Genomic DNA, 13665 nt, shown 5'->3' on the forward strand with positions numbered 1-13665 from the left:
TCGATTACCACCAGGCTGCGCCAACAATGATTAACAGAATAAATAATACTACTATCAACGCAAAGCCTCCGCCGTAGCCACCACCGTAGCCGTAGCCTCCGTAGCCGCCACAACCGAAGCCACATCCGCCCCAAAACATTAGCGTTCACCTCCCGTTTGTGTATAAGGAAGATTCCCCACACCATAAATTATTCAGTTTGGCAGTATATGTTTGGGCTTGCGCCACATACGACCAATCATTTTTTGGTTTTTTACACATTCCGCTATGTTATGATATACAGTAGAAGCAGTATGAAGGGAGTCAAGCAATTGAAATCATTAGTACTGGCTGAAAAACCCAGTGTTGCCAGGGATCTGGCACGGGTTCTCGCCTGCACGGATAAAAAGAAGCACTATATCGAAGGCCCGAAATACATTATTACATGGGCTTTGGGACATTTGATAGAACTAAAAATGCCCGAAGACTATGATCAAAAGTATAAGACGTGGAAATTGGAAGACTTGCCTATCATCCCCCAAAAAATGGATTTAAAAGTGATCAAGCAAACTTTTCCACAATATAAAGGAATAGAACAGCTTGCCAAAAGAAAAGACATTAAAGATTTAATCATCGCGACTGATGCAGGACGTGAAGGTGAACTGGTTGCCCGCTGGATCATTAAAAAGATCCGGTGGAAGAAGCCGGTGAAACGCCTCTGGATCTCTTCATATACTGATCGTGCAATCAAGGAAGGGTTCCGGCAATTAAAACCGGCGAAACAATATGATGCTTTATTTGAATCTGCCGTTTGCAGAGCTGAAGCCGACTGGCTTATCGGATTGAATGTGACAAGAGCATTGACAACAAAATTCGATGATCCCCTTTCAGCGGGACGTGTACAGACCCCGACACTCGGAATGATTATAAACCAAGAAAAAGAAATACAGTCCTTTGTTCCGAAAGAATATTGGACAGTTCATGTACAATCTGGGAGCCTTGAAGCCGTGTGGGAACACCAAGGAGAAAAAAGAATCTTTTCAAAACAGAAGGCAAATGCCATTCTGGCCAAAGTAACGAACCAAAAAGCGGTAGTTAACACAGTCGACCGTAAAGAGAAATCGGAGCAGCAGCCTCTCCCCTATGATTTGACCGAATTGCAGAGAGATGCAAACCGCCGGTTCGGGTTTTCGGCCAAAAAAACTTCGAACGTTTTGCAAGGTCTATACGAAAACCATAAAATCGTTACGTATCCAAGAACGGACTCAAGGTATTTGACAACTGACCTGGCTTCTACGATGGCAGACCGGCTCGAAGCCCTTCGCCCAGCATACAAGGATGATATACAGCCTATTTTGAAGCAAAAGGCAAAGGTGCTCGCGCCTCGTGTTTTTAACAACCAAAAAGTCACGGATCATCACGCCATTATACCAACAGAGCAGCCGATAAGATTAGGAGACTTATCCCAGGATGAAAGAAAGCTGTTTGATTTGATCGCCAAACGCTTTCTGGCACTTTTTTACCCGGCATATAAGTATGAGATTGTCCGTGTGACCTTTGAAGTGAATGGAGAAACGTTCCTGTCTAAAGAAACAACTGTGATTGACGAAGGGTTCAAGGTTTTAACAAAACAGCAGGATGGTGAAAAGCATCTGAAGTCCCTTCAACATTTAAAGCAGGGGCAAACTTTGACAATCGCTAACAGCCGTCTGCAGGAACATCTGACGGAAGCACCGCCGAGGTTTACAGAGTCCGACCTGTTGGCAAGGATGGAGAAATATGGACTTGGAACTCCTGCTACACGTGCCGATATTATCGAAAAGCTTCTCAGTTCACAGGTCATCGATCGCTCAAACAATCGCCTATTCCCTACTCCAAAAGGGAAGCAGTTGATCGAGCTTGTAAACAATGAGCTGAAATCTCCTGAACTCACTGCCAAATGGGAAGCTGAGCTTGAGGCAATCGCTCGTCAAAAAGGTGATTCTGAGCAGTTTTTACAAAATATCAGAAAGCAGACGAAACGACTTGTGACTGAAGTCAAACAAAGCGACAAGTCGTACAAAGCCCACAATATTACCGGTACGAAATGTCCGGAATGCAGCTCTCTGATGAAGGAAATAAAAGGAAAAGACGGACGTATCCTTGTTTGCTCAAACAGGGAGTGTAACTTCCGTAAAAGGAAAGATCCGAAACTGTCCAACCGCCGCTGTCCGCAATGCCATAAGAAAATGGAAATCCATAAGGGGAAGTCGGGAATGTATTTCCAATGCCGGCCATGCAACCTTGTGGAAAAAGCCGAAAATCGGAAAAAGACAGTCACCAAACGGGAAGAGCGCCAGCTTCTGAAAAAATACTCCAATGATGACGGCTTTGGAAACAGTTTGGCTGACGCATTGAAAGCAGCTTTGGAGGATAAAGAGTAATAAAAAAACGGCAGTCCGAAAGTCAAATGCAAAGTGACTTTCTGGACTGCCTTTATTTGGAAAATATGCTGTAGCCCATAAAAAGGAACGAAGTTTAGTCAAGAAATAGGGAAATAGGAACACATTCTTTTTCTTTACCTTCTTTGATATCCATTATGGGCAACTTTTCATGATGGCGGGAATCACACATCTAAAAAGACTGGTCGTGCTTATCATATCCTGAAGGACTTCCCTCGCTCTGATTGTCGTTGGGCTTTCATTAAACATCCATTGATTTGTATAAATTGGCCATTTCTATGGCTCCTACTGCTGAATCCCAGCCCTTGTTCCCAGCTTTTGTTCCAGCCCGCTCAATTGCCTGCTCAATCGTGTCTGTTGTCAAAATGCCGAATATGACAGGTATTCCCGATTGAAGAGCCACGTTTGCCGCCCCTTTGGCTGCTTCACTGCAAACATAATCAAAGTGCGGAGTCGCTCCACGTATAACTGTTCCTAAAGTGATAATGGCATTATATTTATTCGTTTCTGCCATCTTCTTTGCCGTCAAAGGTATTTCAAATGCACCTGGGACCCAAGCAACCTCAACATCATCCTCGGATACGCCATGGCGTTTTAATGCATCCATCGCTCCAGAAAGCAGTTTTCCGGTAATGAATTCATTGAATCTCCCAACTACAATTCCGATTTTCAACCCTGTGCCTACTAAATTACCTTCAAAAGTCTTACCCATATTTTTTCTCCTCCCAATGATTAAAATGTCAGCAAATGTCCAAGCTTTTCCGCTTTGGTTTTCAAGTATTTTTCGTTTTCACTTTTAAAAGGAAGCTGAATCGGCAGCCTCTCAGTCACTTCAAATCCGAAATCTGAAAGACTGGAAACTTTACTTGGATTGTTTGTCAACAGCCTCACCTTTTTAACTCCAAGTTCCCTTAACATTTGAGCACCGATATTAAAATCGCGCAAATCAGCAGGAAATCCGAGTTTTTCATTGGCTTCCACTGTGTCCAATCCTTCTTCCTGAAGCTTATATGCTTTTAACTTATTGATGAGCCCGATACCTCGGCCTTCTTGGCGCAAATAAAGAATGATTCCAGTCCCCTCTTCTTCAATCCGCCTCAAAGCAGCCTGCAGCTGTGGCCCACAATCACATCTGCATGAGCCGAACACGTCCCCTGTCAAGCATTCGGAATGCATCCGTACAATTACAGGCGTATCCGGTTCAATATTGCCCTTGACAATGGCCAGATGTTCTTTATCATCCAGCTGATTAGAGTAGGCGATCACCCTGAAATCCCCGAATTCAGTCGGTAAAGAAGCTTCCGCTTCTCTTTTGACAAGTGCCTCATTTGTGCTCCTGTATAAAATCAAGTCTTTGATTGTAATCATTGACAACCCTAATTTATCCGCCATTTGCCTTAAATCCGGAGTCCGGGCCATTGTACCGTCTTCTTTCATAATTTCGCAAATGACTCCGGCAGGCTTTGCCCCGCAAAGTTCTGCAAGATCAACAGCTGCTTCTGTATGACCAGGCCTTTTTAAAACTCCTCCTTCTTTTGCAATGAGAGGAAAAATGTGACCAGGCCTTTTAAAATCTTCCGGCTTTGCGCCGTCTTCCAGCATTTTCAAAATAGTTTCCGATCTCTCAAACGCGCTGATGCCAGTCTGGGAATCAATAAAATCAACACTTACGGTAAACGCTGTCCCCAAAGGATCGGTGTTCCGATCGGCCATCTTGGGCAACTCCAAATTCTTCGCTTTTTGTTCTGTTATCGGCATGCAAATGAGGCCTCTTCCTTCTCTCGCCATGAAATTAATCACTTCAGGAGTCGCCTTTTCTGCAAGCGCAACAAAGTCCCCTTCATTTTCCCTGTCTTCATCATCTATTACGATAATGACCTTCCCATTTTTTAAATCTTCGAGTGCCTTTTCAATTGGATCGAACATGGTGTCACGCCTCCCTTCTTAATCGACGAAGCCATTTTCTATCAGCTTATCCATTGTGATTTCTGCTTTTGTTTCCTTACGCCTATCCATCATGTGATAGATATATTTTGCAAGCATATCAAATTCAACGTTTACAAGATCGCCGATGCTTTTTCCCGCAAGTATTGTTTGTTGTTGGGTATGAGGAACAAGAGAAATCGTGATAATATCATCTTCTGTTTCAAAAATTGTCAGTGATGTTCCGTCTATTGCAATCGATCCTTTTTCCATGACAAATACTTTGAATTGCTCAGGTATTCGGATGCTCATGTAAAGTGCATTTTCGAGTCTTTTTTTACTTAATAGGATACCAGTCCCATCCACATGGCCACTGACAAAATGCCCTCCGAATCTGCCGTTGGCAGACATGGCCCTTTCCAAGTTCACCTTTGAACCCGGTGAAAGAATGCCAAGTGATGTGGCTCTGAATGTTTCGGGCATTACATCAGCTTGAAAGGAGGTACGGGTCAATTCTGTTACAGTGAGGCAAACACCGTTTACCGCAATACTGTCGCCCAGCTGGACGTCTTCCAGGATCTTTTTCGCCTGGAGATGTATAGTGAAGGATTCCGCCTTTCGGTCAATTCGCATAACAGTACCTGTTTCTTCTACAATCCCCGTAAACATTTACTCTCCCCTTTCCGTTGGTTCAGCAATTAGCTTTATATCCTGACCGATCCTCTCGACTGATTTAAATGCCAAGTGGATACTGTCAGTAATCAATCGTTTCGGGAGGCCGGCAAATGCAGGCATTCCTTCCCTGTCATTCAGTAATTTCGGAGCCATGTACATAACTATTTCCTGAAAAAGTCCGGAATCAATGAATGATGAGTGGACGGTGCTGCCGCCTTCGACAAAAACAGAAAGTATTTTTTCCGTTCCAAGCCAATTCAGCAGCGATTCGATTTCAATTTCTTCTGTAGGCATCTTTTTTACTTTGACACCTTTCTCTTCAATGGAAATACGCTTTTTTTCATTTGCATGCTTCCCACAAACAATGATTGTTGGGGCTGCATTGTCATTTAAAAGATTGGATTCTATAGGAATTTTCAAATAAGTGTCTAAAACAATTCGAATGGGATTTTTTCCACCCTGGGGCAATCGGGTTGTAAGATGGGGATTGTCCTGAATCACAGTCGTGATGCCAACCAATATTGCATCATGGCGATGCCTGTATCGATGGACATCATACCTTGCATCACTAGAAGTGATCCATTTGCTGTCTCCGCTGGATGCCGCTGTCTTTCCGTCAAAAGTTACAGCGGTTTTTAATGTGATGAATGGTTTCCTTGTCTTCATAAAATGAAAATAAAATTTGTTCAGCTCTTCAGCTTGTTTCTCACACAGTCCATATTCTACTGAAATGCCGGCATCCCGAAGCTTTGCCACTCCATTTCCGGTAACAATGGGGTTCGGATCAAGACCAGCTATAAAAACGCGACTGATTTTTTTCTCAATAATCAAATCAGCACATGGCGGCGTCCTTCCTGTATGTGAACATGGCTCAAGAGTCACATAAAGATCGGCTCCCTCCGCCTTTTCGCCAGCCTGCTTCAAGGCATTGACTTCAGCGTGCGGCTCGCCAGCTTTCAGATGTGCGCCCATGCCGAGAATCTGACCGTTTTTAACAACTACACAGCCGACCGCAGGATTCGGACTCGTCTGCCCGATAACGGATTCCGCTAACTGTATTGCCAAATCCATATAAAATTTGTGATCTCCCATATTTCCTCCTTTCATAAAAAAACAACTTAATGACGGAAAAAGCCCCGAAACCATGTTTCGGGGCGCAAAAACAGCAAATTTAAATAAACGTCATGCAGCTTTTCCAAAAATTTTAGCAAAGCTCAAAATAAACATGCCTTTCCCTAAGAAAGCATGAAAATTGACGCCTTTTTCCTTCTCCCATCCAGACTTTCACTGTCGGCTTTGGAGTTTCACCAAATCCACCGACTCATTACTGAGCCGGGTCACGGACTAAGAGACATTTGTCTCATCACCGCCGGTCGGGATTTTCACCCTGCCCCGAAGGAAAATGTATTCGAATGTATTCCTATTATCTCTATTTTATTGTGACAATGTCAAGCTTTGCATTTTATCAATGTGATTGATTCTAATAAAAAATGAGCGTTGTTGACGGCTTTGGTCAACAACGCCCAAAAAGGAGAAATTGAATGTAGATGCAGCTCACTGTAATCTGTTTTCTTCCAAATGCCGTAAAACCATACAACTTTACAAAGATTATCTCTACATGTCTGATTGACCGGATGATCGATAAATCAAACAAACTATCCATTTGATAAGTAGCTCAATCCTCATTATCTGAATCTTTCTTGCTTTAAACAGATATAATTCGGTACACCTCCCAACAAAGAAAAGGACTCCCGTAGAGGAAGTCCTTGAAAAAAAATTCTGCATAGGATTTAGAGAGGGGGCCTATTGAACCCTATATGAACAATATACCACTTATTTTAACTGTATAAGTACGCAAAAAGTATGCAAAAAGTCCACCAAACTGCAACTTTATTTATTAAACAACTTTTTTCTAAATAGATTTTCTGTAATTACGTTTGAAACGAAGAAAGTTAATGAACCAACGACGCTGAGAATAATAAAAGCCAAGATGTTGCTCATATCACTTGTAGTTAAAGAACGGCCCTGGGTTAAATAAAGCAAAGCACTAACCAATATACCATATACTAACCCAAGAATTAAAAGCGAGAACAATCGCCGTTTAGTTGTATTTAAAAAAGATATTTTCAAAACAAGTTCTCCAATAACCACCCCTACAAAAGCCAGTAATACAATAATCGGAATATAAATAACTAAAAAAAATTAAAGTACTCATTAAAACTGTAATCATTGACCTGAGAACCTATAAAAATGGCTAGTACATTTAACAAAAAGAAAAAAAATAAGGTAAGAATATAAGATATTAAAAATCTCATCTGAGTTTAAACCCCATTCTTACACCTCCGAAAAATTTCTAACTATTCCATCCTTAAAAAAACTGTCAAGGATTGATAAAATGCTTCAAGTTATTATTAGAATCGTTTTAATATCAGCATCAGCACTTAGCTTGATGTTCATTCCTAAAAAGTCACGGCTACACGCATCTTTACCTCAAAAAGCCCCCTTGAGAGTACCACTTTCAAGGGGGCCATCCTGTTATTGTCAAGATTGCTGAAACTGTGCTTCCTCGGTTGATCCGGCCAATGCCGTTGTGGAAGAAGTTCCTCCGGAAATGACCATTGACACTTCATCAAAGTAACCAGTACCCACTTCACGCTGATGTCGTGTAGCTGTGTACCCTTCCGGTTCGGAAGCGAACTCTGCCTGCTGCAGCTTGGAATAGGCAGCCATGCCGGTTTCATTATAGCCTCTGGCCAACTCGAACATGCTGTGATTGAGTGAATGGAAGCCCGCAAGTGTAACGAATTGGAATTTGTATCCCATTTTTCCTAACTCTTGTTGGAAGCTAGCAATCTCTTCATCGCTTAGCTTGCTTTTCCAATTAAAGGAGGGTGAGCAGTTATAGGCAAGCAATTTACCAGGGAATTTTTCGTGAATTGCCTCGGCAAAGCGCCGGGCTTCCTCAATATCCGGTTCAGCCGTTTCACACCAGATGAGATCTGCGTATGGCGCATAGGCAAGCCCTCTTGCAATTGCTTGGTCAAGCCCCGGATTTGTGTAGTAAAACCCTTCCGGACTTCTTTCACCCGTCAGGAACTGGCGGTCATATGGATCAACATCGCTTGTAATCAGGTTAGCTGCATTCGCATCCGTCCTTGCAATAATAACAGTAGGCACATCCATGACGTCTGCAGCCAGCCTCGCCGCAATCAAGTGTCGCACAGCCGTTTGTGTCGGCTGAAGAACTTTACCGCCCAAATGTCCGCATTTTTTCTCTGAAGCCAATTGGTCCTCAAGGTGGACTCCGCCTGTTCCAGCCTCAATCATGGATTTTGTCAGTTCGAATACATTGAGAGGACCACCAAATCCAGCCTCCATATCTGCAACAATCGGAGCAAACCAATAAGTATCTCCTTCTCCCTCTGCCTGCTGGATTTGATCCGCACGCTGAAGTGTTTGATTGATTCGCTTGACGACCTGCGGAACACTGTTGGCTGGATATAAGCTTTGATCCGGATACATCTGTCCCGCAAGATTCGCATCTGCTGCAACCTGCCAACCACTCAGATAAATTGCCTTAAGGCCTGCTTTTACCTGCTGCATTGCCTGGTTTCCTGTCAAAGCACCCAACGCATTTATATAATCTTCCGTATTGATCAATTTCCAAAGCCTTTCCGCTCCCATCCGCGCCAATGTTTGTTCAATGACGACCGATCCGCGCAGCTTCACTACATCTTCAGCAGAATATGGCCTCTCTATCCCTTTCCAGCGGTCAGTTTTCCAGCTTTCTTCAACTTGGCGGATCTGTGCTTCTCTTGTCATGGCAAATCTCTCCCATTCTATGTTTTTATATTTTATGAATAGATTGATTCAAGCAATCTATCATCCCCTGTAACACACCTGTTTTATCGTTTTTCTATGTTATATAACAGGTAGATCAAAAAAATTATTCAACATCCTCACAGCATTGAATTACTTCTTTAAATGTTTGATGCTCCATTCCGCATTTATTACATATGTTCTCCATGTCCATCTCCTCTCGGATAACGACCACTTCTTTCGCTGGCAACGGCTCAACATCAAACGAACCTTCAGCATTTCTTTTTAAAGTGAGCAATTCCTTTCCATAGACAAAAGTTGTACCATTCATTTCTTCAACAGTTTTGCCCTTTATCAACTCTTCCAAAATCCACGCTTCGATCAAGTCTTTTTCCGCTGTTTGTTTCGTTTGCATGTTCCCCACCTTCTTTTACTTTATTATTGGATTGTCACTAATATATAACAGATAAACAATTTAGTCAATTGTTATAATACAATATTTTTAAATTTTTTATTTATTCTTTCTACAAAGTCTTTAAATATCTTCAAGGCCGTAGAACCGGCCTTGAAGCCACCATTTTATACCTGTTTTATTGATACTTTCTGTTTGAATTCCAAGCGGCGGCGATGAAGGATCGGTTCTGTATATCCATTCGGCTGTTCTCTTCCATGAAATACAAGATCGCATGCAGCTTGGAAAGCGACAGACTCCTCGAAATTATCCGACATCGGTTTGTAAAGCGGATCCCCGGCGTTCTGTTTATCGACAACTGCTGCCATGCGCTTCATCGTTTCGAGCACTTGCTCCTTTGTGCAAATTCCATGATGAAGCCAGTTAGCCATATGCTGGCTGGAAATTCTCAGTGTTGCACGGTCTTCCATTAAACCAACGTCATGGATATCCGGAACTTTTGAGCAACCCACTCCTTGCTCTATCCACCTGACAACATACCCCAGTATCCCTTGGGCATTGTTGTCTAGTTCCTCCTGGATCTCTTCATTTGTAAAATTAGGATTGGCCGCAAGAGGAATATCCAATATTTCATCCTGTGCATCTTTGATTGATTTGGACAGTCTGTGCTGGATTTCCCACACATTTTTCTTGTGATAATGTAAGGCGTGTAACGTTGCAGCAGTCGGTGAAGGAACCCACGCTGTATTTGCACCGGCTTCTACATGACCGATTTTTTGCTCAACCATTGCCTTCATCTGATCAGGCATGGCCCACATTCCCTTCCCAATCTGTGCACGGCCTGGGAGCCCTGTCTCAAGCCCTGAGTAAACATTCGACTGTTCGTATGCCTTGAGCCATCTGGACGCCTTCATGTCGTTTTTTCTAATCATCGGTCCCGCTTCCATGGACGTGTGGATTTCATCTCCTGTACGGTCAAGGAAACCTGTATTAATAAAGACAATACGGTCTTTGGCTTCTTTGATACAAGCTTTCAAATTCAATGAAGTCCGGCGTTCTTCATCCATTACTCCCATTTTCAGCGTATTTCGTTCTAGACCGATCATGTCTTCGACACGGTCAAATAGTTCATTGGCAAATGCCACTTCTTCAGAACCGTGCATTTTGGGCTTAACAATATAAACAGATCCTTTTTCAGAGTTTTTCCGCGTTGTATTTCCAAGAAGATCATGTTTGGCGATTAAACTTGTGATAACTGCATCAACAATCCCTTCAGGGACTTCTTCCCCGGATTGATCCAAAATGGCTGGTGTCGTCATCAGATGCCCTACATTCCGAACAAGCTGGAGTGATCGGCCCCTAAGGGAGAATTCAGTTCCATCAGTCGTTAGATATCTCCGGTCTTCATTCATTACACGGATAATTGTTTTTCCGTTTTTTTCAAACACGGAGCTGATGGATCCCTTCATCAATCCGAGCCAATTTCTATAAACAAGTACTTTGTCCTCCGCATCTACTGCTGCAACCGAATCTTCACAATCCATAATGGTAGAAAGAGCCGATTCTATGAGCAGGTCTTTTATGCCAGCAGAATCAGTCCGGCCGATCGGATCTTTCGAATCAATTTGTATTTCAACATGAAGGCCATTGTTTTTAAGTAAAATGGCACTCGGGTTATCCTCTTTCCCTTGAAAACCGACCAACTTCTGCTGATCCTGGAGTTTCACGTTTTTGCCATTGCGCAGCTCTACCGTCAATTGGCCATCGGATATGGTGTATCTGACAGAATCATGATGGGACCCTTCATGAAGTGGTGCAATCTGATCTAAAAAACTTCTTCCGTAATCAATTACTTTCTGACCCCTTATCGGATTATACCCACCTTTCAGCTCTGCTCCGCCCGTTTCATCGATCACATCTGTCCCATAAAGTGCGTCATATAAGCTGCCCCACCTTGCATTGGCGGCATTTATGGCATATCTTGCATTATTTACAGGAACGACAAGCTGCGGGCCTGCCTGGGCAGTAATTTCTTCATCGACATCTTTTGTTGTGATTGTAATGTCTCCGACCGGCTGTTCGAGATAACCGATTTCTTTAAGAAATGATTTGTATTTTTTTAAATCAATGGGTCCTTTGTTTTCTTGATGCCACTGATTAATTTGTTTCTGCATTCTTTGCCTTGTTTGTAATAATTGTTTGTTTTTAGGTACAAGATCTTTAATGATACCGCTAAATCCTTGCCAAAAGCTTTCACTATCCACCCCGGTATCAGGCAATGCCTCCTTTTCAATAAATTCATGTAAGATGGACGCCACTTTCAGCCCATTCACATCTAAGTAGTTCTCCATTCCTCTCTCCTCCTCTTTACTTAGCAGAACAACATCGTGTTATACACCAGTGTATTTTTACTGAAATTATTATATAACAGAATAAACAAAAATAAAAGGTATTTTCCTATTAATCTTTCATTAATGAATTTTCGAATAATATAAACTATCCTTTCAATGTTGTTACTAAACAGGCATTAATAAGTGGCCCCTTATTACATTTTTTCAATTTCTCCTCATCCTGAACCAAAATCCTTTTAGCTTTTGCCAGAAAAATTATTTCAGCCGCTTATTCCATACAAGATCTTTTGTCAGATCGCTTGTCGTTTAGTACGTTTCAGGCCGGTTGCACCCTCTGTTAACAAAAGCGATCAAAGATACTCTTCGTGTGAATTCCACTTTTATTCCTTACTTAAAATCAACAGATTGAAGGTCAATTAGTCCGCAAAAAATTATTTTCAAAAAATGTTTGACTATTTATATTGTTCTATGTAAGATTTCTTTAAATAGGCGTCTATTATGCGACAACCATTCTAAAATCAAAAGGAGGGAAATTGTATTGGAGAAAATGAAGGGAAAGAATGAGAGGGAAATACCTTTCTGGGCTGCTATTATTCCTTTAATAGTCATGATTATCTCCATCGGTTTCGCCGTCATTGCGTTTGGACAAGATCCGCATATTCCCATTTTAATAGCTGCAATTGCAGCAGGGATTGTTGCATATTTTTATGGATTTAACTGGAAAGAGATTGAGGAATCAGTCTATAACGGGATCAGGCTTGTGTTACCCGGCGTTGCAATCATCATGCTTGTAGGTGTGGTTATTGGGGCGTGGATCGGCGGCGGAGTTGTTGCAACAATGGTTTACTATGGCCTTAAGCTGATTTCTCCATCATGGTTCCTTGTTTCCATCACACTTATTTGCATTATCGTCTCCCTGTCAATCGGGAGTTCCTGGTCAACGATGGGAACTGTCGGTGTCGCGGGCATGGGGATTGGTATGAGCATGGGTCTTCCTCCCCCAATGGTAGCAGGTGCGATCATATCCGGTTCCTATTTTGGCGATAAAATGTCACCGCTTTCAGACACGACTATCATGGCATCCGGATTAACGAAAACCGATATCGTTGAACACATTAAGCATATGTTCTACACCACAGTCCCTGGATTGATGATCGCTTTAATCGTCTACTTTTTCCTTGGCCGAAACACCGCAAAAACAGGAGTGAATTCAAGCGGTATTCAGGAAACACTCCGCTCCTTGCAGGATAACTTTGTTATTTCGCCATTTTTACTTATCGTCCCATTGATTGTTATCATCATGGTGGCCAGAAAGGTGCCTGCCATTCCGGCAATCATTGTCGGTATTTTTCTTGGATTCCTATGTCAGGTCTTTGTCCAGGGGGACAGTACAGGCAACGCCTTCTCAGCATTGTATGGAGGATATGTGATCGAATCGGGGAATGAACTGGTAGATGAATTGTTCAACAGAGGCGGCCTTGAGTCAATGATGTTCACTGTGTCCTTGGTACTGGTTGCCATGGCTTTTGGGGGTATCCTTGAAAATACTGGCATGCTCCAATCGATCTTGAATCAAATTCTGAAGGTTGCTAAAACAACAAAAAGCATCATTACGGCAACGATATTATCCTGCTTCACCATGAATGTGACATGTGCAGACCAATACATTTCAGTCGTTGTTCCATCTCGTATGTATGCAAAATTGTACAGGGATAAAAGGCTGCATACTAAAAACTTATCCCGTGCACTTGAAGACGGCGGTACATTGACATCCGTTTTCGTTCCTTGGAATTCTTGTGCCCTATTCATATTCGGTGCACTTGGTGTAAGCGCTTTCCAATATGCGCCTTATGCCGTTCTGAATTTCATTGTTCCAATCATTTCAATCATTTACGCTTTCACCGGGTTTACGATTGAAAAAATTTCGGATACAGAGGCACTCGCTTTAGAAAAGGAAGAAAAAGCGGCAATGAATACGTGAAAAAAAGAACTGCCGCTTGTTCCCCGGTACAAAAGGCACTATAGCTGGACAAAGACATGATACTCAGAAAATGATACATAGATGGT

9 protein-coding genes, 1 pseudogene and 1 riboswitch are annotated in these 13665 nt (G+C 42.4%); of the genes and pseudogenes, 2 read left to right on the forward strand and 8 right to left on the reverse strand.

Annotated elements, in window-relative coordinates; genetic code table 11:
* Positions 1-4: 4 nt before the first annotated feature.
* Positions 5-82: pseudogene (locus C509_RS26860) on the reverse strand (YjcZ family sporulation protein); the annotation flags it as partial.
* A 227-nt stretch (positions 83-309) separates the two neighbouring features.
* Between C509_RS26860 and C509_RS0103425 the strand changes: the two are divergent.
* Positions 310-2400: a DNA topoisomerase III gene (locus C509_RS0103425; RefSeq protein WP_018705508.1), complete on the forward strand. Its 2091-nt coding sequence runs from the start codon at positions 310-312 to the stop codon at positions 2398-2400.
* A gap of 259 nt (positions 2401-2659) precedes the next feature.
* On the opposite strand, the gene ribH is transcribed toward C509_RS0103425, so the two are convergent.
* From ribH to C509_RS0103460, 7 genes are all read right to left on the reverse strand, one after another.
* On the reverse strand, positions 2660-3130 hold the full coding sequence (ribH, locus tag C509_RS0103430) for a 6,7-dimethyl-8-ribityllumazine synthase (protein ID WP_018705509.1): 471 nt from the start codon (positions 3128-3130) through the stop codon (positions 2660-2662).
* Positions 3131-3150: 20 nt separating this feature from the next.
* Positions 3151-4344: a bifunctional 3,4-dihydroxy-2-butanone-4-phosphate synthase/GTP cyclohydrolase II gene (locus C509_RS0103435; RefSeq protein ID WP_018705510.1), complete on the reverse strand. Its 1194-nt coding sequence runs from the start codon at positions 4342-4344 to the stop codon at positions 3151-3153.
* A gap of 18 nt (positions 4345-4362) precedes the next feature.
* Positions 4363-5010 (reverse strand): riboflavin synthase, encoded by a 648-nt coding sequence (ribE, locus tag C509_RS0103440; RefSeq protein WP_018705511.1) that lies wholly within the window; start codon positions 5008-5010, stop codon positions 4363-4365.
* Positions 5011-6108, reverse strand: a complete 1098-nt coding sequence (gene ribD / locus C509_RS0103445; RefSeq protein WP_018705512.1) for a bifunctional diaminohydroxyphosphoribosylaminopyrimidine deaminase/5-amino-6-(5-phosphoribosylamino)uracil reductase RibD — start codon at positions 6106-6108, stop codon at positions 5011-5013.
* Between the two features lie 168 nt (positions 6109-6276).
* A riboswitch (FMN riboswitch) is annotated at positions 6277-6420 on the reverse strand.
* A 1137-nt stretch (positions 6421-7557) separates the two neighbouring features.
* The gene (gene aceA, locus C509_RS0103450; protein ID WP_018705513.1) at positions 7558-8838 is read right to left on the reverse strand and encodes an isocitrate lyase; all 1281 of its coding nucleotides are present in this window, start codon (positions 8836-8838) and stop codon (positions 7558-7560) included.
* Between the two features lie 124 nt (positions 8839-8962).
* A complete protein-coding gene (locus tag C509_RS0103455) occupies positions 8963-9250 on the reverse strand; it encodes a hypothetical protein (RefSeq protein ID WP_018705514.1) in 288 nt (95 codons plus the stop codon).
* A gap of 164 nt (positions 9251-9414) precedes the next feature.
* Entirely contained in the window at positions 9415-11598 is a 2184-nt protein-coding gene (locus tag C509_RS0103460; protein ID WP_018705515.1) for a malate synthase G, read from the reverse strand.
* Positions 11599-12145: 547 nt separating this feature from the next.
* Between C509_RS0103460 and nhaC the strand changes: the two genes are divergently transcribed.
* Positions 12146-13579 (forward strand): Na+/H+ antiporter NhaC, encoded by a 1434-nt coding sequence (gene nhaC, locus C509_RS0103465; protein WP_033369716.1) that lies wholly within the window; start codon positions 12146-12148, stop codon positions 13577-13579.
* The last annotated feature ends 86 nt before the right edge of the window (positions 13580-13665 follow it).

The sequence above is a fragment of the Siminovitchia fordii DSM 16014 = CIP 108821 genome (assembly GCF_000374565.1).
GTDB classification, from domain to species: Bacteria; Bacillota; Bacilli; order Bacillales; family Bacillaceae_C; genus Siminovitchia; species Siminovitchia fordii.